This is a genomic window from Kitasatospora sp. NPDC048545 (genome assembly GCF_040651155.1).
Classification (GTDB): Bacteria; Actinomycetota; Actinomycetes; order Streptomycetales; family Streptomycetaceae; genus Kitasatospora.
On sequence record NZ_JBEZIQ010000048.1, the window covers coordinates 1 to 24,924 of the forward strand.

Sequence of the window (24,924 nt, forward strand, 5' to 3'; positions counted from 1 at the left end):
CCGTCGCCATAGGACTCGCGTCCCGTAGGCGATCCCACGTTCGTCTCTGTCTGTACGTTCTAGCGCGACACAGGCGTCCCACTCATCTCCTTGAACGTCCTCGCTGGACATCGCTCCGAACCCCGGAAGTTGCACCAGTTGACACAATCGAAACCGGTGCAGGGTCGGCGTCGGTTTCAGCTGTCTTTCCGACGGATGGGAACTTGCATCTTCTGGAGATTGGGCTTCAAACAATCCAGTCTTCGCCATATCGCGCGGGCCGCCCGGCACACCGTCCCTGACAACTGGACCCGGTCACCGGTTTCCTGACATGCTCTTGTCCCCTTCACCTTTCGGATCCAGGTAAGCCATCCGGCCCAGGAACCTCCTTCCGAGTTCCTCCCAGCTGAGCCGGGGATACAAACAGAGCGCCTCGTGGCGCACAAGGTGCGCTCTACCGCCCACCGCTTGGGCTGGACCTGGAAGCCGCGTTGGTCAGGGTCTTTGCGGACGATCTCCAGGTCGCGGCCGAGGATCTGTGCGGTCCACTCGACCAGGCGGCCGGCGAAGCCTTGATCGGCCCAGACCTTCTCGATGCCGGGGTGGTCGAGGCGGGTCCACAGCAGCGGCCGTCGCGCGCCGTCGCGGTCCTGGATGTTCGCCGCGACGACGTGGACGGCCAGGAGCAGGCCGAGGGTGTCGGTGACGATGAACCTCTTGCGGCCCTTGACCTTCTTGCCCGCGTCGAATCCCCTGGTGGCAGCGGGGACTGTGTCGGCGGTGCGGACGGACTGCGAGTCGATCAGGCTCGCGCTCGGTTCCACGTCTCGGCCGTCGGCTTCGCGAACCTTGCCGCGCAGGGCGTCGTGGATGCGCTCGACGGCGCCGTCGTCGTGCCACCACGTGAAGTACCAGTACACCGTCGGCCACGGGGCGAAGTCCTTCGGCATCTGCCGCCAGGAACACCCCGTCCGCACCACGTAGAAGATCGCGTCCACGATCCGCCGCCGCGGATGCTTCTCCCGCCGGCCACCCTTCGGTCCCACCCGCGCCGGCGGGAGCAACGGCTCTACCAAAGCCCACTGTTCGTCCGTCAGGTCCGACGGATACCCACCCCCAACACCGCTCACAGTGAGCTCAACGAACCCCTCAACAACGGGACACGGCAGATCTCAAACACGGTCTGAGACGACATTCTGAACCGGTATGCCCGATTCTGGTGGTGACTCGGGATGGGGACCTGTCCAGGCGATCGCGCGGCCCTTCGGCGGCCGCAGTGTCGTGATTGAAGAGGGCGGGCGAGTGGCTACGTCCAGGGAAACGTGGACAGCGGCAGGCCGTCGATCGACACCCGCGGTAGATCCCGGACGTGGCCGGGCCAGCGCAGTGATCTATGGTCACGGCCATGACCAGGAGCGTGGACGCTCCGCGTGTCGATCACGACTAGGCTCGGGCGGCCAGCAGGGACTCCGCGATGCTGCGGGCGCGCCAGGCGGCGTCCGGGGTGCCTTCGCGCAGGGCGGTGACGATGGCTCCGTCCATCAGCAGGGCGAACTGCCGTGCCCGGCAGGAGGGTTCGGGGATGTCGGCGTCGCGCATGAGCTGTTCGACGAGTTCGATGACGCGCCGCTTGTGCAGCGCCGCCATCTCGCGGGCCGGGCTGGTGCGGTCCGCGATTTCGGTCATCGTGTTGATGGCGACGCAGCCGCGGTAGTCCTGTGCGGCGAATCGTTCGGCCAGGGCGTCGAAGACGTGCAGGGGGTGGCCGCCGTGGGCGGCGACGCGTTCGGAGAGCCAGGCGCGCCAGCGTGCGTCCCGGCCCTCGAGGACGGCGGTGACCAGGGCTTCCTTGCCGGTGAAGTGCCGGTAGAAGGAGGCCCGGCCCACGCCGGATTCGGAGAGGATGCGCTCGACGCCGACTGCGTGGATGCCGTTCGCGTAGAAGAGGGACTCGGCCGTGCTCAGCAGGCGCGCCCGTGCGTTGACTGCCATGGGACCGATCCTAACCGCCCTTGACGCCAAACGGCACCGATCGGTACCGTTTTCGCGTCGGAACGGAACCGATCGGTACCGTTTCAGGGGACAGTCGTACAGCGGGGGGACGCATGAACGAGGACTGGGCCGAGGCCGCCGTCGAACTGGTCGCCGGCTACACGGTGGTGACGGCGGACGGCGAGGCGGTCTCCTCGGTGCCCCGGGCGCTGGTGGCCTTCCAGGGCGGCTTCGCCAAGCTTCGACTGCCCGGCACCAGGACGGTGCAGGTGGTCTCCGCCCCCGCCGTCCGCCTGATCACTCTCACGACCGGGTGACCCCGGCGGTCGGACGCCCGACCGCCCCCACGGACCTGCGGCTGCACGGCCGCCCTGGCCGGGACGCCACGCCACCTGCACACGGCGCGGCCGCCCGACCCGGGACGCCGGGCAGCCGCACAACCGTTTCCGGACGCGCGTTTCCGGACGCCCGTGGCAGACCCCCGCCGGGGCTACGCGCTCGCGACCGCCGCCTCGGCGAGGGCGTCGAGGACCGGCCGGATCAGCGGGTGCCCGTCGGCACCGGCCCGCACGGCCGCGAACACCCGGCGGGTGGCGAGCTCACTGTCCACCGGGCGGACGGCCACCTGCCCGAGGTCGACGCCGCGCAGCGCCGAGCGCGGCACCAGGGCGACCCCGGCGCCCGCCGAGGCGAGCGCCACGACGGCGCGGAAGTCGTCGGAGGAGTGCAGCAGCCGGGGCTGGAACCCGGCGTGTTCGCAGGCCAGCAGCACCACGTCGTGGCAGGGGTTGCCCGGGTAGGGGCCGATCCAGGGCTCGTCGGCCAGCGCGGCGACGTCGAGCGGGCCGGCCTCTCCGGCGAGCGGGTGGCCGAGCGGCAGGACGGCCTCGAAGGGCTCGGCGTACAGCGGCACCCTGGTCAGCCGGGCGTCGTCGGCGCGCGGGGCACCGCGGTACTCGACGGCCACCGCGAGGTCGGCCCGGCCGTCCAGGACCATCGGCAGGCTGGCGTCGCCCTCGGCGTCCAGCACCTTGAGCCGCACCCCCGGCGCGCGCTCGCCGAGCAGGCCGATGGCGGGGGCGAGCACCAGCCCGATGCCGGTGGCGAAGGAGGCGACGGTGACCTCGCCGGAGACCCCCGCGCTGTAGGCGGCGAGGTCGGCCTCGGCACGTTCCAGCTGGGCGAGCACGACGTCGGCGTGGCCGAGCAGGATCTCCCCGGCGGCGGTCAACCGCACGCCCCGGCCCTCGCGGGCGAGCAGGTGGTGCCCGGTCTCCTGTTCCAGGGCGGCGAGCTGCTGGGAGACCGCGGAGGGGGTCAGGTAGAGGGCGGCCGCCGCGGCGGTCACGGTGCGGTGGTCCGCCACGGCCCGCAGGGTCCGCAGCCGTCGTGCGTCGATCACAGGCCAATTCTGCCAGCGCGGCGGAGCGAACCGAACGGAGCGGGCGGGACGGGACGCGGCGGACCGGACGCAGCGGGCCGGCGTCGCACCGCACCGGCGCCGCCTCCGAGTTGGCCGGGTGGCCTGATCCGCTGCCCGAAATGGCCTGACTCCCCTGCAGGATACGTCCGTTGACGTACTTTTCCGCCGGGATCACCCGGGGCCGTTGACCAGCGCGCCCTCCCGACGATTGGCTCTGCACGAGCCCGTCGCCGGGAGGGAGCCCGGCGCAGGGGGCGATGACCGGGGAGGACAAGGCCCATGACCCGCACCACCCGCACCACCCGCACCACCCACAACCGGTGGCTGGCCGGCGGCGGCGGCGTCCTCGTGGCCGCCGCCCTGCTCGCCACCACCGTCGTCCCCGCCCAGGCCGCTCCGGCGCCGCGCGGCACCGTCCAGGTCAGCGTCGGACTGAACGGCGCGGTGCCGGACAACCAGTCGTGGAGCAAGGGGATCAGCGCGGACGGGCACTACGCCCTGTTCACCTCGTGGGCCACGAACCTGGTGTCGCAGCCCGCGAAGAGCGGCCGCGACGCCTACGTCCGCGACCTGCGGACCGGCCGTACCGAGCGGATCAACCTGGCCGACGACGGCAGCGTCCTGAACGGCTTCACCGACTACGTCGCGATCAACGCCGACGGCCGCTACGTCGCCTTCGAGAGCGACGCCGAGAACGTGCTGCCCGGCATGCCGGTCCCGGGACGCACCGAGGTGTACGTCCGCGACCGCAGGACCGGCCGGACCGAGCTGGTCAGCGGCGCTCCCACCAGCACCGACGCCGACAAGTTCCACGCCTCGTACGCGCCCTCGATCAGCGCGAACGGCCGCTACGTGGCCTTCGTGTCCTCCCGGACCGACCTCGTTCCGGGCCTCCAGGGCGGTGACCCCTCGCTCGCCAGGCCCTACACCTGGGACTACAACGTCTACGTCACCGACCGCTGGACCGGGAAGACCCGTCTGGTCACCCTCGGCGTGGACGGCAAGCCGGGCGACAGCATGTCCCTCAATCCGACCATCAGCGCGGACGGCCGCACCGTCGGGTTCACCTCGTTCGCGTCCAACCTGGTGCCGGCCGGGCAGACCCCCGCCCTCGCCGCCCCGGCCGCCGAGGCCGCGGCCGCCGCCGGTCCCGCCGCAGGTCCCGCCCCCGGTGCGGCCGCCGCCACCGCCGACGTCGAGCTGGCCCCGGGCACCGCCCCGGCCCTGCCCCGCGGCGCCCGGGTGGCACAGCCGAACCTCGCCCGGCCGACCACCGGCGCCTACTACACCTACGACGTCGACTCCGGCCGCATCTCCGCCGCGAGCCTGGACCTCGACGGCAAGCTCGGTTTCGCGAGCTTCGACGCGACGATCAGCCCGGACGGGCGGCGCGCCGTCTACGCCCTGCCGGAGCCCGGCGGGTCCACCAACGGCCACCGGTACCACCTGGTGCTGTACGTCCGGGACCTCAGGAAGGGCACGGTGACGAAGGTCAGCGGCGGCCTGCCCGGCACCACCTCGGTCGGCACCTCCGACCACGGCAGCGTCACCGCCGACAACCGCTGGATCTACTTCTCCTCCGCCGCCGACAACCTGGTGGCCGGCCCGCAGCACGCGGGTTGGGAGGTCTACCGCCAGGACCTGCGCACCGGCCGGACCGAGCGGGTCGCCACCGCGCCGGACGGCTCGTCCGGCAACGGCTCCTCGGTCGACCCCTTCGTGGACGCCCGGGGCGAGGCCGTGGTGTTCGGCTCGACCAGCGGCAACCTGGTCGCCGGCACCGACGGCCCGGCGAGCGAGGGCTACCAGGTCTTCGCCCGTCCCACCGGCCACCCCGGCGACGGCGACGACCAAGGCCAGGACGACGACTGACCCGGTCGGTCCCGCCGCCCCGAAAACCGCGAACGGGGGCGGGACGTCGGCCGGGCCGGCGTCCCGCCCCCGAGGCGGGAGGGTGGGGCAGGTGGTTGGTGGGCCGGGCGGCGGAGGGGCGTCGACGCGCCTGCGCCGCCCGGCGCTTGTGAGCCCGCGGGCCGGTCCGGTTCCGAGCGGACCGACCCGCGGGCAGTCTGTGCGGGCCCCTGCCGGGCCCGTCCGGACGGGGCACTGCCGAGCCCGTCCGGTGTGGGGCCTCAGCCCCGGGGTGTTACTCGCCCAGCGCGGTGCGCGCGTCCACGAAGGCCGCGACGGCGCGCTCGACGTCCGCGGTGGAGTGTGCCGCGGACAGCTGCACCCGGATCCGGGCCTGGCCGTGCGGGACCACCGGGTAGGAGAACCCGATCACGTACACGCCGCGCTCCAGCAGCAGTTCGGCGAGCTTGCCGGCCTTCGCGGCGTCGCCGATCATCACCGGGGCGATGGGGTGGTCGCCGGGCAGGATCTCGAACCCGGCCTCGGTCATCTTCGTGCGGAACAGCGCGGTGTTGGCCGCCAGCCGCTCGCGCAGCTCGTTGGACTGCTCGACCAGGTCGAGCACCTTCAGCGAGGCGGCCGCGATCACCGGGGCCAGCGAGTTGGAGAAGAGGTACGGGCGGGAGCGCTGGCGCAGCAGGGCGACGATCTCCCGGCGGGCGGCGACGTAGCCGCCGGAGGCGCCGCCGAGGGCCTTGCCGAGGGTGCCGGTGATGATGTCCACGCGGTCCATCACGCCGTGCAGCTCGGGGGTGCCGCGGCCGCCCGCGCCGACGAAGCCGACGGCGTGCGAGTCGTCGACCATGACCATGGCGTCGTAGCGGTCGGCCAGGTCGCAGATCTCCCGCAGCGGGGCGACGTAGCCGTCCATGGAGAAGACGCCGTCGGTGACGATCAGGCGGCGGCGGGCGTCCTGCGTGTCCTGGAGCTGCTTCTCCAGGTCGGCCATGTCGCGGTTGGCGTACCGGTGGCGGCGGGCCTTGCTGAGCCGGATGCCGTCGATGATGCTGGCGTGGTTGAGCGCGTCGGAGATGACGGCGTCGTTGGCGTCGAGCAGGGTCTCGAAGACGCCGCCGTTGGCGTCGAAGCAGGAGGAGTAGAGGATCGTGTCCTCCTGACCGAGGAACGTCGAGAGGCGGTCCTCCAGCTCCTTGTGGACGTCCTGGGTGCCGCAGATGAAGCGGACCGAGGCCATGCCGTAGCCCCAGCGGTCCAGGGCGTCCTTGGCGGCGGCCAGCACCTCGGGGTGGTCGGCCAGGCCGAGGTAGTTGTTGGCGCAGAAGTTCAGCACCTCGCCCGGCTTGCCGCCGCCGGTGACGGTGACCGCGGCGCTCTGCGGGCTCCCGATCACCCGCTCGGGCTTGAACAGGCCGGCCTCGCGGATCTCGTCGAGGGTGGTGGCGATGTCGGCGCGCACGTTGTCGAACACAACAGGCTCCTTTTGCGTCGGCGGGGTGGCTCAGGCGGTCCAGTCGAGGATGATCTTGCCGCAGTTGCCGCTCGCGGCGTCGTCGAAGGCGGCCTCGAAGTCGGTGGCGGGGTAGCGGCCGGTGATCACCGGGCTGAGGTCCAGGCCGCCCTCCAGCAGCACGGACATCGCGTACCAGGTCTCGAACATCTCTCGGCCGTAGATGCCCTTGATGGTGATCATCGAGGTGACGATCCGCGCCCAGTCGACGGCGAAGTCGTCGGCCGGCAGGCCGAGCATGGCGATCTTCCCGCCGTGCGTCATGTTGGCGATCATCGACTGCATCGCCTCGGGGCGGCCGGACATCTCCAGGCCGACGTCGAAGCCCTCGCGCAGGCCGAGCTTCTGCTGGCCCTCCTCGATGGTGTGCTCGGCGACGTTGAGCGCCAGCGTCACGCCGACCTCGCGGGCCAGGTCGAGGCGGTACGGGGAGACGTCGGTGATCATCACGTTGCGGGCGCCGGCGTGCTTGGCGACGGCGGCGGCCATGATGCCGATCGGGCCGGCGCCGGTGACGAGCACGTCCTCGCCGACGAGCGGGAAGGACAGCGCGGTGTGCACGGCGTTGCCGAAGGGGTCGAAGATCGCGGCCACGTCCAGGTCGACCGGCACCCGGTGCACCCAGACGTTGGAGGCGGGCAGCGCCACGTACTCGGCGAAGGCGCCGTCGCGGTTGACGCCCAGCCCGACGGTGTTGCGGCACAGGTGGCGCCGGCCGGCCAGGCAGTTGCGGCACTTGCCGCAGACCAGGTGGCCCTCGCCGCTGACCAGGTCGCCGATCTCGATGTCCGCGACGCCGGCGCCGAGCTCGGCGACCTCGCCGACGAACTCGTGGCCGAGCACCAACGGGGTCCTGATGGTCTGCTGGGCCCAGCCGTCCCACTTGCGGATGTGCAGGTCGGTGCCGCAGATACCGGTCCGCAGCACCTTGATCAGCACCTCGCCGGGGCCGATCTCGGGCTTCGGGACGTCGATCATCCAGAGGCCGGGCTCGGCCTTCTGCTTGACGAGTGCCTTCACGGGTGGCGGCTCCTGACGTGCGGGGGACGGCCTTCGAGGGTCGGGCAGGCCGGGGCGGCCCGGTGGCCGCTCCTGACGGGCGCACTCCGGACAGGCAGCAATCTGCCTGGTGGGAGGGGGTGCGGTCCATCGAGGAATTCTTAAGGGCGGCCACAGCTGGGCTGAACGATCGTGCCCGAGCAGCGGCCGGCGGCGGGTGCGGCGTGCCGGTGCTCACTCGTTCGGCCGAGCGCGGGGCCGCGGTCACGACACCAACCGACCGGCACGCCGGGGTACTTGACAGCGTCCCGCTGGCCGGGCCGCGGCACCCGGTCGGCGGTGGGCCCGTTCGGATCAGCCGTGGGCCCGTTCGGATCAGCCGCAGGCCGACCCGCGCGCGGCCGGGAGGCGGCGGTGCTTACGGTGACGGCGCTCCCCCTCGGCCCCGTGGAGCGGCGCTCCGGCCCCGCGGAGCGACGGCTCCGGGGCCTCCGCCACGGGGCCGTCCGCCCCAGAGAGGCGCTGTCCACACCATGACCGAGACCCGCCGGCCCCGACCGGCCGCCGCCCGCACGACCGCCGCCGCCCTGGCCCTGACCGGCCTGCTCGTCACCGCGGCCTGCTCCGGTGCCGCGAAGCCCGCCCGGCCGGCCGGCGACCCGGCGGTCGCCGCCGAGCCCGCCGCGCTCAGCCCCTCGCCCACCACCTCGGCGACCGTGTCCCCGGGCGCGGTGGTGCCGCTCACCCCGGCCGTCACCGCGCAGCTGGACTCCACGATCCAGCAGGTGCTGGCCCGCACCGCCGTCCCCGGCGTCTCGGTCGGGATTCTCACGCCCGGCGGGACGTACCAGAAGTCCTTCGGCATCGCCGACAAGACCACCGGGGCGGCGATGGACCCGGGGCTGTTCTCCCGGATCGGCAGCGAGACCAAGACCTTCACCGCGACCGCGGTGCTGCGGCTGGTGGACCAGGGCAAGGTCAACCTGGACGCCCCGATCTCCGCGTACGTCGACGGCGTCCCCGGTGGCGACGCGATCACCGTCCGCCAGCTCGGCGAGATGCGCAGCGGCCTGTTCCCGTACAGCTCCGACCCGGACTTCGTGAACGCGCTGATCAGCGACCCGAACCGGGTGTTCACCCCGGACCAGCTGCTCGCCTACGGCTACAAGCACCCCGCGGTCTTCCCGCCCGGCACCCAGTTCCAGTACAACAACAGCAACTACATCATCCTGGGCAAGCTGGTCGAACGGGTCGGCGGGCAGACGGCCGGCACCTTCCTCCAGGACCAGGTGTTCACCCCGGCCGCCCTCAGCCGGACCAGCTTCCCCGTCGACGGGACCATGCCCGACCCGCACGCCCACGGCTACACCGACCAGACGCCCACCGGCGCGATCGAGGACGCCACCAACTGGAACCCGTCCTGGGCCTGGACCGCCGGCGCCGTCATCACCACCCTCGCCGACCTGGAGAGCTGGGCCAGGACCATGGCGACCGGCGCACTGGTCACGCCCGCCACCCAGGCCGAACGCCTGAAGACGCTGCCGACCGGCGACCCCGGCGTGGGCTACGGCTTCGGGCTGTTCGACAACAACGGGTGGATCGGCCACAACGGCTCGATGCCTGGCTACGAGAGCGTGGCGGTGTACCTGCCGCAGGCCCAGAGCACACTGGTGATGCTGCTCAACACCGATGTGCTGTACCAGGGTTCCGAGCCGTCCTCGGTGTTCGCGAACGAGATCACCAGGATCATCTCGCCGCGGAACGTCTACTCGCTCCCGCCGGCGACGGCCGCGCCGTCGGCACCCGGCTCGGGTTCGCCCTCGGGGTCGGGTTCGCGCTCGACGTCGGGCCCGGCTTCCGGGTCGGGCTCCCCCTCCCTCCCCGCCGGCAACTCCAGCTCCACCGTGCGGGTCTGATCCCCGCACCCCGTCGACGTCGGGGCCAGGACCGATCAGCCGGTCCGGGCCCCGACGTTCGGCCGGACCCTGCGGATCCCCCGCCCCCCTGAGCCCGGATCCCCGGCTCCTCAGATCCCCAGTACCCGGGACAGGTCGTACGACACCGGCTCCTCCAACTGCGCGTAGGTGCAGCTCTCCGGGGTGCGGTCCGGCCGCCAGCGGCGGAACTGCGCGGTGTGCCGGAACCGGGTGCCCTCCATGTGGTCGTACGCGACCTCGACCACCCGCTCGGGGTGCAGCGCGATCCACGACAGGTCCTTGCCGCCGGTCCAGCGGCTGACCGCGCCGGGCAGCCGGCCCTCCGCGTGCGCGGCCTCGTCCGCCCAGCCGCCCCAGGGGTGCCGGGAGAGGTCGTCCATCCGCAACGGGGCCAGTTCCTCGGCGAGTTCGCGGCGGCGGGCCATCGAGAAGGCGGCGCAGACGCCGACGTGCTGCAGCCTCCCGTCCGCGTCGTTGATGCCGAGCAGGAGGGAGCCGACCACCGGGCCGCTCTTGTGCTCGCGGTAGCCGGCCACCACGCAGTCGGCGGTGCGCCCGTGCTTGACCTTGAACATGGTCCGCTCCCCCGGCCGGTACGGCTGGTCCAGCGGCTTGGCGACCACCCCGTCCAGCCCGGCGCCCTCGTACTCGGCGAACCAGGTCCGTGCGAGGTCGCGGTCGGTGGCGGCGGGGGCGGTGAACACCGGGTCGGCGGCGTCGGCGAGCGCCGCCTCCAGCGCCGGGCGGCGCGCCGACAGCGGCTCGTCCAGCAGGGAGTCGGTGCCAAGGGCGAGCAGGTCGAAGGCGACGAAGGAGGCCGGGGTCTGCTCGGCGAGCAGCTTCACCCGGCTCGCGGCGGGGTGGATGCGCTCCAGCAGCTCCTCGAAGCGCAGCCGCCCGTCCCGGGCGATCACCACCTCACCGTCCAGCACGCAGCGCGGCGGCAACTCACGCTTGAAGGCCTCCACCAGTTCGGGGAAGTACCTGGTCAGTGGCTTGCCGGTGCGGCTGCCGAGCTCCACCTCGGCGCCGTCGCGGAACACGATGGCGCGGAAGCCGTCCCACTTGGCCTCGTACTGCATCCCGGGCGGGATGTCGGCCACCGATTTGGCGAGCATCGGGGCCACCGGCGGCATCACGGGCAGGTCCATGCGTCCGATCCTCGCCCGGTTCTCCCCCGGGCGCGCGCCGGACTCCGGGGGCGCGCGGAGCCCCGCGCGCTTAGCGTGAGGGGCATGGGCTCAGCCGTGGAACTGGAAGTCGCCGGGCGCACCGTCCGGCTGTCGAACCCGGACAAGGTGTACTACCCGGAGCGTGGCTTCACCAAGCTGGACGTCGCGCAGTACTACCTGGCCGTCGCCGACGGCGTCCTGCGCGGGCTGCGCGACCGCCCCACCACGCTGCAGCGCTTCCCGGACGGCGTCGACGGCGAGTTCTTCTACCAGAAGCGCGCGCCCAAGGGCCTGCCGGACTGGCTGCCCACCGCCCGGATCGAGTTCCCCAGCGGCCGCTCCGCCGACGAGATCTGCCCCACCGAGCCCGCCGCCGTGCTCTGGGCCGCCAACCTCGGCTGCCTCACCTTCCACCCCTGGCCGGTGCGGCGCGCCGACACCGACCACGTGGACGAGCTGCGCATCGACCTCGACCCGCAGCCCGGCACCGACTTCCACGACGCCGTCCGCGCCGCCCACGAACTGCGCGCCCTGCTGGAGGAGCACGGGCTGCGCGGCTGGCCCAAGTCCTCCGGCGGGCGCGGCCTGCACGTGTACGTGCCGCTGGTACCCGAGTGGACCTTCACCGACGGCCGGCACGCGGTGATCGCCCTCGGCCGCGCGCTGGAGCAGCGGATGCCCGGCAAGGTCACCACCGCCTGGTGGAAGGAGGAGCGCGGCGAACGGATCTTCGTCGACTACAACCAGATGGCCCGCGACCGCACCATCGCCTCCGCCTACTCCCTGCGTGCCCGCCCCCGCGCCACCGCCTCCGCCCCGCTGCGCTGGGACGAGCTCGACGACGCCTCCCCCGAGGACTTCGACCTGCGCACCGTCCCCGCCCGGTTCGCCGAACTCGGCGACCTCAACGCGGAGATGGACGGCCAGGCCTTCCGCCTGGAGGCCCTGCTGGAGCTCTACGACAAGCAGCTCCACGACGAGGGCCTCGGCGAACTCCCCTACCCGCCCGACCACCCCAAGGCCGCGGGCGAACCCACCCGGGTCCAGCCGAGCCGCGCCCGCAGGAAGTAGCCGTGGCATAGGCTGGCGCTCTCGACGAACGGGGGGACCGGATGGACGGGCAGGGACTGGACGGGCGGGGACTGGCCGAGATCCTGGCGGACGCGGCGGGCGGGGTGTTCCCGCCGCCGGACGGATCGGTGACGGTGCTCCCGCAGCCGTCCCCGCGCGAGGCCGGGGTGATCTCCTTCGCCGCCCACGCGGTCGTCTTCACCGACCAGGACCCGGCCTGGGTGCACGGCACGCTCGCCGCCGACCCGGGCGACCCGCTCTCCGCACCGCTCTGCCCGCCCTTCCTGACCGCCCTCGCGGCACGCACCGACCGGGTGGTCAACAACATCGACCTGCTGTCGGCCGCCGACGCCCTGCCGGGAGAACCGCCGCTGCCGCTCGCCGAGGAACACGACCGCGAGCACCCCCGGGTGGTCCGCGCCCTGCGCTACCGCGAGGACGTCCGGGTGTTCACGGCCGACGGCGGCGTCCTGGTCCTCGGCCGCGGCGTGGCCGGCCGCTGGGAGTGCGCCGTCGAGGTCGACCCGCACGCCCAGGGCCGCGGCCTCGGCCGCGTCCTCGCCACCGCCGCCCGCCACCTGCTCCCGGAGGGCGGCACCGTCTGGGCCCAGCAGGCCCCCGGCAACGCCCCCAGCGTCCGTGCCTTCCAGGCCGCGGGCTACCGCCCGGTCGGCGCGGAGGCACTGCTGGTCACGGGTCGGCCGTAGAGCCCGCCGGGGCGGCACTCAGCCGTCCCGCCCGGTCCACAGCACCCGGACCCGGTCGGCCTCGACGTCGTACCCGAGGAACGGCGTCCGTGTGTCGCCCTCGAAGTACATCGGCACCGACTTGCCCACTCGTCGCCCGATCGCGGCCAGGAACCCGCACAGCACGTCGATCCGTTCCTGGCCCTGCAGCTCCCACAGCGAGACGTCGAAGTCGATCTGCTCGTCCGCGAGGAATCGGAAGATCGCGCACACTTCGGCGACCGGCCACACGCGCAGGCTCGGGCACTCCGCGTCGGCCGGGCGCGCCGGCACCGTCCCGGCCGACGGCAGCGGCAGGACGGTGCTCCCCTCGGCGTACTCGTACGACCAGCCGTGCTCCACGACGAGGTCGAGCACGGCCTGCCAGTCCGCCGCCGTGGTGTCGGGGACGTAGACGTCCGGGAGCGTTCCCCCGTCCGAAGGGTCGAGCAGCCACGCGACGTCCTCCCACAGCAGATCCGGCATGCCGCCATCCTGCCCGCCGACGCGCGCCCCGCCGAACGGTTATCCGCGCCGGGCGCCCGCGGGGGCCAGTGCGGCGATGATCCGGACCGCGTCGGCGATCTGTCCGTCGGTCAGGTCGCCCCGGGCGGTCAGGCGCAGCCGGGAGATGCCGTCCGGGACGGACGGGGGGCGGAAGCAGCCGACGGCGAGGCCGGCTCGGCGGCAGTCGGCGGCCCAGGCGACGGCGGCCTCGGGGCCGGGGGCGCGGACGGAGACCACGGCGGCGTCCGGTTCGCAGGCGTGCAGTCCGGCGGCGGTGAGCTGCCGGGCGAGGGTGCGGGCGACCTCGCGGGCGCGTTCGGCGCGGGCGGGTTCGGCGCGCAGCAGACGCAGTGCGGCGAGGGCGGCGCCGGCGGCGGCCGGGGCGAGGCCGGTGTCGAAGATGAAGGTGCGGGCGGTCTCGGTGAGGTGGCGGATCACCCGGACGGGGCCGAGGACGGCGCCGCCCTGGGAGCCGAGGGATTTGGAGAGGGTCACGGTGGCGACGGTGTCGGGCCGCCCGGCGAGGCCGGCGGCCGCGAGGGCGCCGGTGCCGCCGGGGCCGAGGACGCCCAGGCCGTGGGCGTCGTCGACGAGCAGGGCGGCGCCGTTCGCGCGGACGGCTTCGGACAGGGCGGGCAGCGGGGCGGCGTCGCCGTCCACCGAGAAGACCGAGTCGGTGACGACCAGTGCCCGCCGCTGTGCCCGCGCGGCGAGGACCTCGGCCACGGACGTCGGGTCGCTGTGCGGGGCGCGGTGGACGTCGGCGCGGGAGAGCCGACAGCCGTCGATCAGCGAGGCGTGGTTGTAGGCGTCGGACACGATGAGGGTGTCCGGGTCGGTGAGCGCGGTGAGCGCGGCGAGGTTGGCGGTGTACCCGGAGGAGAACACCAGTGCCGCCTCGGCTCCGCAGAACTCGGCGAGTTCCTGTTCGAGTTCGGTGTGCAGCGCGGTCGTGCCGGTGACCAGCCGTGAGCCGGTGGAGCCGCCGCCCCACCGCAGTGCCGCGTCGGCCGCGGCCCGGGTCACCACCGGGTGCCTGGTGAGCCCCAGGTAGTCGTTCCCGGCGAGGTCGAGCACCGGGTCCTCGGCCGGCCGGCTGCGCAGGGTCCGGGTCAGTCCGGCGTCGGCGCGCAGTGCGGCGGCCTCGTCGAGCCAGTCGAAGACGGTCTCGGGGGCGAGGACGGTGGAATGCGGGTCGGACGCGAGGGGCTGGCTCATGTCCCGCACTGTGGCACGTCGTCGGAAGCGGGATCAATGTGCCACTCAGCACATGATCGGCGCGGGCCCCTGGACGGTCACCACAACGGAGCCGCCGTGTCCCACCGGCCCCGGGCTTTGCCCGGGGTGGCGGCGAACAGGCAAGATAGCCGGGTGACCCTCCTTGATCTGATGCCGAAGCCCGCCACTCCCGACGCGCTGTACGAGACGTTCGCAGCCTGGGCGGAGGAGCGGGGGATCACGCTGTACCCGGCGCAGGAGGAGGCGCTGATCGAGCTGGTCTCGGGGAACAACGTGATCCTGGCGACGCCGACCGGCTCGGGCAAGAGCCTGGTGGCGGCGGGCGCGCACTTCGCGGCGCTGGCGGAGGGGAAGCGGACGTTCTACACGGCGCCGATCAAGGCGCTGGTGTCGGAGAAGTTCTTCGACCTGGTGAAGATGTTCGGCACCGAGCAGGTCGGCATGATGACCGGCGACGCGAGCGTGAACCCGACCGCGCCGATCATCTGCTGCACGGCCGAGGTGCTCGCCCAGATCGCGCTGCGCGACGGCACCCGGGCGGACATCGGCCAGGTGGTCATGGACGAGTTCCACTTCTACGCCGAGCCGGACCGCGGCTGGGCCTGGCAGATCCCGCTGCTGGAGCTGCCGCAGGCGCAGTTCCTGCTGATGTCGGCGACGCTGGGCGACGTCCGCCGCTTCGAGGAGGACCTGACCCGCCGGACGGGCCGTCCGACCACGGTGGTCCGCAACGCGACCCGCCCGGTGCCGCTGTTCTACGAGTACCGCCGCACCACGATGCACGACACCCTGGAGGAGCTGCTGCAGACCGGCCAGGCGCCGGTCTACGTCGTGCACTTCACCCAGAAGGAGGCGGTGGAGCGGGCGCAGTCGCTGATGAGCATCAACATGTGCTCGAAGGCGGAGAAGGAGGCCATCGCCGACCTGATCGGCGGCTTCCGTTTCACCACCAAGTTCGGCCGCAACCTGTCGCGTTACGTGCGCCACGGCATCGGCGTGCACCACGCGGGCATGCTGCCGAAGTACCGCCGGCTGGTCGAACGCCTCGCCCAGGCGGGCCTGTTGAAGGTGATCTGCGGGACGGACACGCTCGGCGTCGGCGTCAACGTGCCGATCCGCACGGTGCTGTTCACCGCCCTGTCCAAGTACGACGGACAGCGCGTACGCATCCTGCGGGCCCGCGAGTTCCACCAGATCGCCGGGCGGGCCGGCCGGGCCGGCTTCGACACCGTCGGCCAGGTGGTGGCGCAGGCGCCGGAGCACGTGATCGAGAACGACAAGGCGATCGCCAAGGCCGGGGACGATCCGAAGAAGAAGCGCAAGGTGGTGCGCAAGAAGGCCCCGGAGGGCTTCGTCGGCTGGACCGAGGAGACCTTCGACAAGCTGATCGGCGCCGATCCGGAGCCGCTGGTGTCCCGGTTCAAGGTGAGCCACGCGATGCTGCTGTCGGTGATCGGCCGCCCGGGCAACGCGTTCGAGGCGATGCGCAAGCTGCTCACCGACAACCACGAGGACCGGGCCGCGCAGCGCCGGCACATCCGCACCACGATCGCCATCTACCGTTCGCTGCTGGAGGGCGGCGTGGTGGAGCGGCTGCCGGAGCCGGACGCCGAGGGCCGGATCGTGCGGCTCACCCTGGACCTCCAGGAGAACTTCGCGCTCAACCAGCCGCTGTCGACCTTCGCGCTGGCCGCCTTCGAACTCCTCGACCCGACCTCGCCCTCGTACGCCATGGACGTGATCTCCGTCGTCGAGGCGACGCTCGACGACCCGCGCCAGATCCTCGCCGCGCAGCAGAACAAGGCGCGCGGCGAGGCCGTCGGCGAGATGAAGCGGGACGGCATCGAGTACGAGGAGCGGATGGAACGGCTCCAGGACATCACGTACCCCAAGCCGCTGGAGGAGCTGCTCACCCACGCCTACGAGGTGTACCGCCGGGCGCACCCGTGGATCGGCGACCACCAGCTGCAGCCGAAGTCGGTGGTCCGCGACCTGTACGAGCGGGCGATGACCTTCTCGGACTACGTCGGCTTCTACGAGCTGGCGCGCACCGAGGGCATCGTGCTGCGCTACCTGGCGGGCGCGTTCAAGGCGCTGGAGCAGACCGTCCCCGAGGACGTGAAGACCGACGACCTGAAGGACGTCATCGCCTGGCTGGGCGAGCTGGTCCGCCAGGTCGACTCCAGCCTGCTGGACGAGTGGGAGCAGCTCGCCAACCCGACCGAGCCGCAGGCCGCCGAGGTGCGGCTGGACGACAAGCCGGCGCCGGTCACGGCGAACGCGCGCGCCTTCCGGGTGCTGGTCCGCAACGAGATGTTCCGCCGGGTCGAGCTGTGCGCGCTGGAGCACTACGAGGAACTGGCCGACCTGGACGGCGAGTACGGCTGGGACGCGGACCGCTGGGCGGACGCCATGGACGGGTACTGGGAGGAGTACGACGACCTCGGCACCGGCCCGAACGCGCGCGGCCCGAAGATGCTGATCATCGAGGAGGAGGACTCCGCCTGGCGGGTCCGGCAGATCTTCGACGACCCGGAGGGCGACCACGACTGGGGCATCAGCGCCGAGGTCGACCTGTTCGGCTCGGACGAGGAGGGCCGGGCGGTGCTGCGGGTGACCGCGGTGGACCGGCTCGGCGGCTGACGGCTGACGGCTGACGGCTGACGGCTCGCAGAACGCCCGAGGGGGCCCGGAGCACCGGGCCCCCTCGGGCGTTCGTCGCCTCCGCACGGCGGGTCCGTCACATCACCGGGTCCGTCACGTCACCGGATCCGTCCCGTCGCGGGGTGCGTCACATCCAGGCGAACGGCGCGCCCGCCGCGTACGAGATGGCGCGGGTGGCCTCGTCCAGGCTCTGCTCGGCGCTGGGTGCCGAGCCGGTCGGCGTCGGGGCGGGGGCGGTCGGCGCGACCGTACCGGTCGGTGCCGGGGCCGGCGTGCGGCCGTCGCCGGTCCGCGAGCTGGTGACCGTCACGTAGTGCCCGACCACCTCGACCCGGGGGTCGCCGCCGGGCTTGCTGCCGGGGGCCTGGGCGGGGGCCGTGCTGGCGTCCGCGAGGATGAAGGCAACCGATCCGGGCTTGGCCCGCAGGGCCTCGGCGGCCCTCGCGGCGGCGGCCTGGTCGGGGAAGCGCAGCATGGTGACGCTGCTGAACACCGGGCGGTCCTGGCCGGCGAAGCTGACGGTCAGGTAGGCCTGGCAGCCACTGTCCTTCAGCGGGTCCTGGGCGCGGTCCTGGAGCGTCTCGGCGCAGTTCTCGCCCTGCCGGGCGCCGTTGCGCCGCGCCTTGTAGCCCGCCACCTCGACCGGCCGCTGGGCAGGGAAGAAGTTGTCGACGTTGAGGTTCTCGGTGTCCACGCGCGGCGGCGGGGTGCCCACCACCGGCGGTGTCCCGGCCGTGTCCCCGGTGGACGGTCCGAGGCCCGGTATGTAGTCGCCGGGCATCGGGCGGGTGATGATCCATCCGCCGACCACGACCACGCCGGCCACGACGATCCAGCCGGCTGCCCGGCGGCGGCTCAGCCGTCGGCCACGGCCGGTCCCGGTGCCGGTCCCGGTGCCGTCGCGGGACTCGGTGCCGTTGCCGGTCTCCGGGCCGGTTCCGCTTCCGGCGGCAGCGCCCTCACCGGTGCCGGCGTCCTTCGCGTCGCTGCCCTTGGCGTCGGCGTCCTTCGCGTCGGCGCCCCCGCCGACCCGCTGCCCTGTCCGGCCTTCCCGGCCCTCTCCCGGAGTCGGGGTGTGCTCCCCCTGCGTGGTCATGGCGCAGATTCTAAGCACCGCGGGGGTGGCCTGGGTCACGGGGTCGGGGGTTGTGGATCACCGGCCGCGGACCACGTCGACTACTCGCCGGTAACCTTCACCCCGGGTTCACGTCAAGCTCGTGACCAGCGGCGGAGCCGTGACCTTCGACACTGTGGCAATCGGCACATCCTCACACCGATCTTCTGGCGGGTTTGCTCTGGCGCCGCTCGATCACGAGCAGGCAGGATCGCCCCATGGATCTGCTCGATACCCTCACCGCCAAGGGCCTGCGCGGCGAAGTCCCGACCCGCGAGGAGGCCCTGGCCGTCCTCGCCACCACCGACGACGAGCTGCTCGACGTGGTCGCCGCGGCCGGCAAGGTGCGCCGCCGCTGGTTCGGCCGCCGGGTCAAGCTCAACTACCTGGTGAACCTCAAGAGCGGGCTCTGCCCGGAGGACTGCTCGTACTGCTCGCAGCGGCTGGGGTCCAAGGCCGAGATCCTCAAGTACACCTGGCTCAAGCCGGACCAGGCCGCCGACGCCGCGCGCGCCGGCGTGGCCGGCGGCGCCAAGCGGGTCTGTCTGGTCGCCAGCGGCCGCGGCCCCACGGACCGCGACATCGACCGGGTCACCGACACCATGGCCGCCATCAAGGAGGCCGACCCCGAGGTCGAGATCTGCGTCTGCCTGGGCCTGCTCTCCGACAACCAGGCGGAGCGGCTCAAGGCGGCCGGCGCGGACGCCTACAACCACAACCTCAACACCTCCGAGGGCACCTACGGGACCATCACCAAGACCCACACCTACGCGGACCGGGTCGACACCGTGCAGAAGGCGCACGGCGCGGGCCTGTCCGCCTGCTCCGGCCTGATCGCCGGCATGGGCGAGAGCGACGAGGACCTGGTCGACGTGGTGTTCGCGCTGCGCGAGCTGGGCTCGGACTCCGTCCCGGTGAACTTCCTGATCCCGTTCGAGGGCACCCCGCTCGCCAAGGAGTGGAACCTCACCCCGCAGCGCTGCCTGCGCATCCTGGCGATGGTCCGCTTCGTCAACCCGGACACCGAGGTGCGGATCGCCGGCGGGCGCGAGGTGCACCTGCGCACCATGCAGCCGCTCGGCCTGCACATCGCCAACTCCATCTTCCTCGGCGACTACCTGACCAGCGAGGGCCAGGCCGGCCAGACCGACCTCGACATGATCAAGGACGCCGGCTTCGAGGTCGAGGGCGCCGGCGAGGCCACCCTGCCGCGCCACCGCGCGGACGTCGCCGAGGCCGCCCAGGCCGGCGGCGGCTGCGGCACCGCGGCCTCGGCCTGCGGCAGCGGCGGCGGCTGCGGCCCGTGCGGCGGACACTCCCACACTCCGGCGGTGACCGCTTCCGCCGAGCCGGCCGAGGAGACCACCGATTCCGGCGAGCCCGGCGGCGAACTCCGCAGCGACCTCGTCAAGGTCCGCCGCCGCGGTGCCGGCACCGAACTCGCCCCCAACGCCTGACCCTTCGGATCACTTCGGAGAGATCTCACCATGCCCCAGCTGTCCGCGGACACGCTGCTCACCCTCGACCGCGCCCACGTCTGGCACCCGTACGGGCCGATGCCCGGCACCGCCACCCCGTACGTGGTCGAGTCCGCCTCCGGCGTACGGCTGCGCCTGGCCCACGAGGTCGCGGGCGGGCAACGCGAGCTGGTCGACGGGATGTCGTCCTGGTGGGCGGCGATCCACGGCTACCGGCACCCGGTCCTGGACGAGGCCGTGCGCGAGCAGCTGGGGCGGATGAGCCACGTCATGTTCGGCGGGCTCACCCACGAGCCCGCCGTCCGGCTGGCCGCCACGCTGGTGGAGATCACCCCGGAGCCGCTGCAGCACGTCTTCCTCGCCGACTCGGGTTCGGTCGCCGTCGAGGTCGCGATGAAGATGTGCCTGCAGTACTGGCAGTCCACCGGTCGGCCGCAGAAACGCCGGCTGCTGACCTGGCGCGGCGGCTACCACGGCGACACCTTCCACCCGATGTCGGTCTGCGACCCGGACGGCGGGATGCACCACCTGTGGGGCGGGGTGCTGCCCGGGCAGCTCTTCGCGCCGCAGCCGCCGGCCGGGTTCGACGCCCCGCTCGACGCCGAGTACGCCGCCCGGTTCGAGGAGTTGATGGCACGTCACGCCGACGAGCTGGCCGCCGTCATCGTCGAGCCGGTGGTCCAGGGCGCGGGCGGCATGCAGTTCCACTCCCCCGCGTACCTGCGCATGCTGCGCGAACTCTGCGACCGGTACGGGGTGTTGCTGGTCTTCGACGAGATCGCCACCGGATTCGGCCGCAGCGGCGCACTGTTCGCCGCCGACCACGCGGGCGTCGCGCCGGACGTGATGTGCCTCGGGAAGGCCCTCACCGGCGGCTACCTGACCCTGGCCGCCGCACTGTGCACCGGTGAGATCGCCGACGGGATCAGCCGCGGCGAGATGCCGGTGCTCGCGCACGGCCCGACCTTCATGGGCAACCCGCTGGCCTGCGCCGCCGCCAACGCGTCGCTGGACCTGCTGCTCGGCCAGGACTGGGCGGTGGAGGTCAAGCGCATCGAGGACGGGCTGCGCGGCGGCCTCGCGGCGGCCTCGGCCGTCCCCGGCGTGCACGACGTACGGGTCCGGGGCGCCATCGGCGTCGTGCAGCTCGACCACCCGGTGGACGTCCGGGCGGCGACCGAGGCGGCCGCGCGGGAGGGCGTCTGGCTGCGCCCCTTCCGGGACCTGATCTACACGATGCCCCCCTATGTGACGGAGGACGAGGACGTGGCACGGATCGCTGCCGCCGTGACCGCCGCGGCGGTGGCGGGATGACCGGCACCACCACCGAGGGGACGGGCGCGCGCGTCCTCTTCGTGACGGGCACGAACACGGACGTCGGCAAGACCGTCGCCACCGCCGCCGTCGCCTCGGCCGCGCTGCACAGCGGCCGGAAGGTCGCCGTGCTCAAGCCCGGACAGACCGGTGTCGCCCCGGGCGAGCCCGGCGATGCGGCCGAAGTGGCGCGCCTGGCAGGCGAACTGACGATCCGTGAACTGGTGCGCTACCCGGAGCCGCTGGCCCCCGACACCGCCGCCCGGCGGGCCGGGATGCCGTACCTCTCCCCCGCCGAGGTGGTGGCCGAGGTCGCCGAACTCGCGGCCACGCACGACCTGGTGCTCGTCGAGGGTGCGGGCGGCCTGCTCGTCCGCTACGACGACGAGGGCCGCACCCTCGCCGACCAGGCCCGGGCCGTCCTCGACGCCGGGCTCCCCGCCGAGGTGCTGCTGATCGCCTCCGCCGGACTCGGCACGCTCAACATCGTCTCGCTCACCGCCGAGGCACTCTCCCGGCGCGGGCTCCCCCTCGCCGGCGTGCTGATCGGCTCCTGGCCCACGGCCCCCGGCCTCGCCGAACGCTGCAACCTCGCCGACCTGCCCCGCTCCGCCGGCGCCCCGCTGCTCGGCGCCCTGCCGGAACGCGCGGGCACGGCCGAGGACTTCGCCGCCCTCGCCCTGGACTCACTGGCACCCGGGCTGGGCGGCCACTGGGACGCGGAGCACTTCGCGCGGGCCCACCGGGCCGAATAGGCCCGGCTTCGCTCGAAGGTGTGATCTCTGCGCCCGAACCATGGGTGCGGCGGGTACGGGCTCAATACGGTTCCTCCCATGACAGACGGGCTGACCATGGACGAGGCCCTGCGGGCCTTGGCCGCCCTGGAGGCGGCGTGGAAGGACGACGACGAGGCGCTGGCCGCCCTGGCGGCGGGCAGCGCCGACGAACCGCCGCTGCCGGCACTGGTCGCCGCGTACGGCGAACACGCGATGGACACACTGATGGCGCTGGCCTTCGGCCTGCGCTCCACCATGAGCGACGAGGAACTCGCCGAGATCTCCGACGCCGTCAGCTCCAACATCGGTGCGCGGATGAGTGCCTTGCTCACCCAGACCCTCAAGGCCTGGGGCACCCTCGCCGCCCCGGACGACTTCGCCGTCACCAAGATCATCGCCCACACCGTGATCGACGCGATGAGGGCCGTCACCGAGGACCCCAGCAAGACCGAAGTGCTGCCCCTCCTCGCCACGTTCCGCAGCTACGCCCTCAGCGACGTCTGAGCACCGGCTCGTTCGGCTCCGTCCGGGCACGGCAAGCATCGAGCGGCTTCCGCTCGTGGACGAGGGCCCGGGGGAACGGACCCCGACCTTCCGGGTCGGGGTCCTGGCGCGGCTTCGTCGCGGCGACCGGGCTTCGGCCCCAGAACGCGCGGTAGAGCAGCATTCCCGCCGTACCGAGCACACCGACCGGCAGCATCAGTACCCACGGGAGCAGCACGGACCCCCACCCCACCTGCGCCGGGAACGCCACCGTGGACGGCCGGTTCGGGTTGACGAGCACGGTCCGCGCCGAGCCCGTCTCAAGCCCTGCGGGCACGCTGCTCAGGTCGCGGTCGGGCGTGACCTCCCGGCCGTCGGCCAGCGCGAGCACGATCCTGCCCGGCCGTTCCCCCTTCGGGCCCCGGTACTCCGCCGTCACCACCGTGGCCTGTACGCGGCCAGCATCGGCGTAGCGGTAGTGGTAGCGCGCCTGCGCTCCCATCGCCGCCAGGCTCAGCAGGATGAAGCCGCCGAACACGACGAGCCCGATGACCAACGCCGTTCTGTTGTAGAGCGGCATTCCGGATGCTTTCCGCGCCATGATCCCCCCAGTTGCTCGGGGCCAGAGCATAGACCTCCCGTTCGCCCCCGCATCCGGGGGTGGGACTACATCCACCCTGCGGCGAACGCGAATCCGCCCGTCGAGGCGGCGAGGAAGGCGAGGGCGAACACCAGGCCGCGCGGCGGGCCGGGGCCGCCCTCGGGGATCGGGAGGACGGCGATACCGGCGATCGCGAGGGAGCCGACGGTGACGAGGCCGGCGGCGACTACGGCCGCATACCTCTGCGGAGGACGACGACCAGCCGCTCGATGACGTCCGGCCGGGCCGCGCCCAGGTCGACCAGGAGGACGCCGGTGTCCCTGACCGAACGCCAGTCGATGCCGAGCGAAGGGAGTGTGACCTCGGCGGCGCTCAGGACGGCCTGGAGGTCGTCGAGGATGTCGGCCGCGATACCACGGTCCTCGGCCGTGATCCTGGAAATCATGCTGCTCATGGGGCATCTCACTGTTCGGAGTCGGTGATCCAACGCGCTTCGGTGTCCCACTCCACGCCGCCGTCGAGGGGCCGGAGGAAGGCACGCCCCTGCTGCCGACGGCTTCTTCACCCGGTTCTATCCGCTGGTGAGCAGTGACTCCTTTCCGGACCGGTCACGCCGCTATATGACACTTGAACCACTGGCGAACACTCACCTGACGTTCTCGCTGTCGATTCCAGGACTGTGGGACACCGAGAACCACGGCTGCGCCTTCCTGCGGCTCGGCCGACCTCGCGCGTCCGATCAGGAGATCCGCGAACGCTGGAATCGACGTCAGGCTCGACAGCAAATCCTGCACGGCCCTACGCCTCCGTTCATGTGGGTCGTTCTGGACGAAGCAGCTGTCCGCCGAGTCGTCGACTGCCCGGATGTCACCCGCGAACAGATCAGGCACGTGATCGACATCGCCCGGGGCTCGAACGCCGTGGTGCAGCTCCTGCCGATTGATCGACCTCACGGCGCCATCGGCGGTTCACTCACTCTCCTCCACTTCGACGACGCCCCTCGGGTCGCCTGCCTGGAAGGTGTGCAATCGGGTCAACTCATCGAAGTCACTGAGGAGGTGACCAATATGGCGCTGATCTACGATACGCTCCGAACAGAGGCCCTTACGCCCGATGATTCGTTGGCGTGGCTGCATAGAGCATTGGAGGATCACCCGGTATGACCCCGCAATTTTCGGCGCCCGACCCCTCCACCGCCCGCTGGTTCAAGTCGACTCACAGCGATCCTCAGGGCGACGGCGACTGCGTCCAGGTCGCCACCGACTTCCGCGCGTCCCACGACCTCGTCCTCATCGGCGACACCAAGACTCCCGGCGTCCACCTCGCCGTTTCTCCCGAGGCCTTCGCCGCGTTCGTCTCCGCCACCTCCGACGGTCAATTCGACCTCGTCTGACCCTGGGGGACCTGCCGTCAGCCGGTGATCCGAGTCCGCTCAGCTTCGCATCGCTCGGCGCGCTGCGGGTGCAGCGCGCCGGCGTAGCAGTCGAGTTGGAGCCCCTCGGCAGTGATCCGTCCTGGTTGGCGGCCCCTTCGTGATGGCCGACCGGCTTCGCCGGCTGGAGAGAGCGTGGCCGGCCTTCCGCATGTCATGTTGTAGATCGCACCCTCCGGTCTCGGCGAGAACCTTCCGACAGTCCGGCCGTTCGCGCTTTCGAGTTCAGCGGGCCAGGAGTGGATGGCCTACCTCGAAGCCATCCAACGGGGCTACGTCGAACGCGATGGCGTGAACGAGATCCGCTCCCTCGCAAGGAACTTCCGATCGCCTCCAGGCCCAAGCCCTCTCATGTGCGGACCCCCTGGCTCTCGTCCGCACGCGCCTCAAGGAGCTCTACGCCATGGTCCTCATCGCGGCCGTCAAGCCCGCCCTCCGGCTGAAGTCCTCGTACAGCAGCGGCGGCGGCGACTGCATCGAGGTCGCCCCCGGTATCCCCGGGGTCCTGCCGGCCCGCGACAGCAAGGACCCTGACGGCCCACAGCTCGCCTTCGGCCCGGGCCCTTGGCGATCGTTCATCGCCGGCGTCAAGGCCGGCGAGTTCGGAACCAGCTGATCCGTCCCAACTGCCCATCAGGG

General features: G+C 72.4%; 23 protein-coding genes and 1 pseudogene. 13 read left to right on the forward strand and 11 right to left on the reverse strand.

Going from position 1 to position 24,924, the window contains the following annotated elements; all coding sequences use genetic code 11:
- Positions 1 to 425 precede the first annotated feature (425 nt).
- Both AB0D10_RS34010 and AB0D10_RS34015 read right to left on the reverse strand, forming a co-directional pair.
- Positions 426 to 1,088 (reverse strand): annotated as a pseudogene (locus tag AB0D10_RS34010) (IS5 family transposase); the annotation flags it as partial.
- 334 nt (positions 1,089 to 1,422) lie between these two features.
- A complete protein-coding gene (locus AB0D10_RS34015; RefSeq protein ID WP_360262907.1) occupies positions 1,423 to 1,971 on the reverse strand; it encodes a helix-turn-helix domain-containing protein in 549 nt (182 codons plus the stop codon).
- Between the two features lie 113 nt (positions 1,972 to 2,084).
- Here AB0D10_RS34015 and AB0D10_RS34020 point away from each other — a divergent pair, with 113 nt between their 5' ends.
- A complete protein-coding gene (locus tag AB0D10_RS34020) occupies positions 2,085 to 2,288 on the forward strand; it encodes a hypothetical protein (protein ID WP_360262909.1) in 204 nt (67 codons plus the stop codon).
- Between the two features lie 173 nt (positions 2,289 to 2,461).
- Here AB0D10_RS34020 and AB0D10_RS34025 read toward each other — a convergent pair whose 3' ends face one another.
- Positions 2,462 to 3,373: a LysR family transcriptional regulator gene (locus AB0D10_RS34025; RefSeq protein ID WP_360262911.1), complete on the reverse strand. Its 912-nt coding sequence runs from the start codon at positions 3,371 to 3,373 to the stop codon at positions 2,462 to 2,464.
- A 300-nt stretch (positions 3,374 to 3,673) separates the two neighbouring features.
- Here AB0D10_RS34025 and AB0D10_RS34030 point away from each other — a divergent pair, with 300 nt between their 5' ends.
- On the forward strand, positions 3,674 to 5,266 hold the full coding sequence (locus AB0D10_RS34030; RefSeq protein ID WP_360262913.1) for a hypothetical protein: 1,593 nt from the start codon (positions 3,674 to 3,676) through the stop codon (positions 5,264 to 5,266).
- Between the two features lie 274 nt (positions 5,267 to 5,540).
- Here the strand turns inward: AB0D10_RS34030 and AB0D10_RS34035 are convergent, their stop codons facing one another.
- Together AB0D10_RS34035 and tdh are read right to left on the reverse strand one after the other, a co-directional pair.
- Complete coding sequence (locus AB0D10_RS34035) at positions 5,541 to 6,734, reverse strand: glycine C-acetyltransferase (RefSeq protein WP_360262915.1); 1,194 nt, start codon at positions 6,732 to 6,734, stop codon at positions 5,541 to 5,543.
- A gap of 30 nt (positions 6,735 to 6,764) precedes the next feature.
- The gene (tdh, locus tag AB0D10_RS34040) at positions 6,765 to 7,793 is read right to left on the reverse strand and encodes an L-threonine 3-dehydrogenase (protein WP_360262917.1); all 1,029 of its coding nucleotides are present in this window, start codon (positions 7,791 to 7,793) and stop codon (positions 6,765 to 6,767) included.
- Between the two features lie 512 nt (positions 7,794 to 8,305).
- On the opposite strand from tdh, the gene AB0D10_RS34045 reads away from it, so the two are divergent.
- Positions 8,306 to 9,688: a serine hydrolase domain-containing protein gene (locus AB0D10_RS34045; protein ID WP_360262919.1), complete on the forward strand. Its 1,383-nt coding sequence runs from the start codon at positions 8,306 to 8,308 to the stop codon at positions 9,686 to 9,688.
- 110 nt (positions 9,689 to 9,798) lie between these two features.
- Here the strand turns inward: AB0D10_RS34045 and AB0D10_RS34050 are convergent, their stop codons facing one another.
- Positions 9,799 to 10,860, reverse strand: coding sequence for an ATP-dependent DNA ligase (locus AB0D10_RS34050; protein ID WP_360262921.1), 1,062 nt, complete (start codon positions 10,858 to 10,860; stop codon positions 9,799 to 9,801).
- A gap of 84 nt (positions 10,861 to 10,944) precedes the next feature.
- Here AB0D10_RS34050 and ligD point away from each other — a divergent pair, with 84 nt between their 5' ends.
- Positions 10,945 to 11,952 carry a non-homologous end-joining DNA ligase gene (gene ligD, locus AB0D10_RS34055; RefSeq protein ID WP_360262923.1) on the forward strand — a complete coding sequence of 336 codons (1,008 nt, stop codon included), beginning with the start codon at positions 10,945 to 10,947 and terminating at the stop codon, positions 11,950 to 11,952.
- A 41-nt stretch (positions 11,953 to 11,993) separates the two neighbouring features.
- On the forward strand, positions 11,994 to 12,659 hold the full coding sequence (locus AB0D10_RS34060) for a GNAT family N-acetyltransferase (RefSeq protein WP_360262925.1): 666 nt from the start codon (positions 11,994 to 11,996) through the stop codon (positions 12,657 to 12,659).
- Between the two features lie 18 nt (positions 12,660 to 12,677).
- Here AB0D10_RS34060 and AB0D10_RS34065 read toward each other — a convergent pair whose 3' ends face one another.
- Complete coding sequence (locus tag AB0D10_RS34065) at positions 12,678 to 13,163, reverse strand: hypothetical protein (RefSeq protein ID WP_360262927.1); 486 nt, start codon at positions 13,161 to 13,163, stop codon at positions 12,678 to 12,680.
- Between the two features lie 39 nt (positions 13,164 to 13,202).
- Positions 13,203 to 14,402 carry an 8-amino-7-oxononanoate synthase gene (locus AB0D10_RS34070; RefSeq protein ID WP_360262930.1) on the reverse strand — a complete coding sequence of 400 codons (1,200 nt, stop codon included), beginning with the start codon at positions 14,400 to 14,402 and terminating at the stop codon, positions 13,203 to 13,205.
- Positions 14,403 to 14,555: 153 nt separating this feature from the next.
- Here AB0D10_RS34070 and AB0D10_RS34075 point away from each other — a divergent pair, with 153 nt between their 5' ends.
- Complete coding sequence (locus AB0D10_RS34075) at positions 14,556 to 17,066, forward strand: DUF3516 domain-containing protein (protein ID WP_360262933.1); 2,511 nt, start codon at positions 14,556 to 14,558, stop codon at positions 17,064 to 17,066.
- Between the two features lie 148 nt (positions 17,067 to 17,214).
- Here the strand turns inward: AB0D10_RS34075 and AB0D10_RS34080 are convergent, their stop codons facing one another.
- Positions 17,215 to 18,183, reverse strand: a complete 969-nt coding sequence (locus tag AB0D10_RS34080; RefSeq protein WP_360262935.1) for a hypothetical protein — start codon at positions 18,181 to 18,183, stop codon at positions 17,215 to 17,217.
- A gap of 236 nt (positions 18,184 to 18,419) precedes the next feature.
- Here AB0D10_RS34080 and bioB point away from each other — a divergent pair, with 236 nt between their 5' ends.
- From bioB to AB0D10_RS34100, 4 genes are all read left to right on the forward strand, one after another.
- Complete coding sequence (gene bioB / locus AB0D10_RS34085) at positions 18,420 to 19,658, forward strand: biotin synthase BioB (RefSeq protein ID WP_360262938.1); 1,239 nt, start codon at positions 18,420 to 18,422, stop codon at positions 19,656 to 19,658.
- A 30-nt stretch (positions 19,659 to 19,688) separates the two neighbouring features.
- The gene (locus AB0D10_RS34090; protein ID WP_360262941.1) at positions 19,689 to 20,993 is read left to right on the forward strand and encodes an adenosylmethionine--8-amino-7-oxononanoate transaminase; all 1,305 of its coding nucleotides are present in this window, start codon (positions 19,689 to 19,691) and stop codon (positions 20,991 to 20,993) included.
- Positions 20,990 to 21,748, forward strand: coding sequence for a dethiobiotin synthase (gene bioD, locus AB0D10_RS34095; RefSeq protein ID WP_360262944.1), 759 nt, complete (start codon positions 20,990 to 20,992; stop codon positions 21,746 to 21,748). Before AB0D10_RS34090 ends, bioD begins: the two co-directional genes overlap by 4 nt.
- Before the next feature lie 78 nt (positions 21,749 to 21,826).
- Positions 21,827 to 22,273, forward strand: a complete 447-nt coding sequence (locus tag AB0D10_RS34100) for a hypothetical protein (protein ID WP_360262947.1) — start codon at positions 21,827 to 21,829, stop codon at positions 22,271 to 22,273.
- On the opposite strand, the gene AB0D10_RS34105 is transcribed toward AB0D10_RS34100, so the two are convergent.
- Together AB0D10_RS34105 and AB0D10_RS34110 are read right to left on the reverse strand one after the other, a co-directional pair.
- Positions 22,260 to 22,832, reverse strand: a complete 573-nt coding sequence (locus AB0D10_RS34105) for a DUF3592 domain-containing protein (protein ID WP_360262950.1) — start codon at positions 22,830 to 22,832, stop codon at positions 22,260 to 22,262. The two genes, AB0D10_RS34100 and AB0D10_RS34105, sit on opposite strands and share 14 nt — an antisense overlap.
- Positions 22,833 to 23,079: 247 nt before the next feature.
- Positions 23,080 to 23,307: a hypothetical protein gene (locus tag AB0D10_RS34110; RefSeq protein ID WP_360262953.1), complete on the reverse strand. Its 228-nt coding sequence runs from the start codon at positions 23,305 to 23,307 to the stop codon at positions 23,080 to 23,082.
- Positions 23,308 to 23,434: 127 nt separating this feature from the next.
- On the opposite strand from AB0D10_RS34110, the gene AB0D10_RS34115 reads away from it, so the two are divergent.
- The 3 genes from AB0D10_RS34115 (at position 23,435) to AB0D10_RS34125 (ending at position 24,901) form a co-directional block, all read left to right on the forward strand.
- Positions 23,435 to 24,016, forward strand: coding sequence for a DUF5753 domain-containing protein (locus AB0D10_RS34115; RefSeq protein ID WP_360262955.1), 582 nt, complete (start codon positions 23,435 to 23,437; stop codon positions 24,014 to 24,016).
- Positions 24,013 to 24,246: a DUF397 domain-containing protein gene (locus AB0D10_RS34120; RefSeq protein ID WP_360262958.1), complete on the forward strand. Its 234-nt coding sequence runs from the start codon at positions 24,013 to 24,015 to the stop codon at positions 24,244 to 24,246. The genes AB0D10_RS34115 and AB0D10_RS34120 overlap by 4 nt, the downstream gene beginning before the upstream one ends.
- 442 nt (positions 24,247 to 24,688) lie before the next feature.
- On the forward strand, positions 24,689 to 24,901 hold the full coding sequence (locus AB0D10_RS34125; protein ID WP_360262961.1) for a DUF397 domain-containing protein: 213 nt from the start codon (positions 24,689 to 24,691) through the stop codon (positions 24,899 to 24,901).
- Positions 24,902 to 24,924 lie beyond the last annotated feature (23 nt).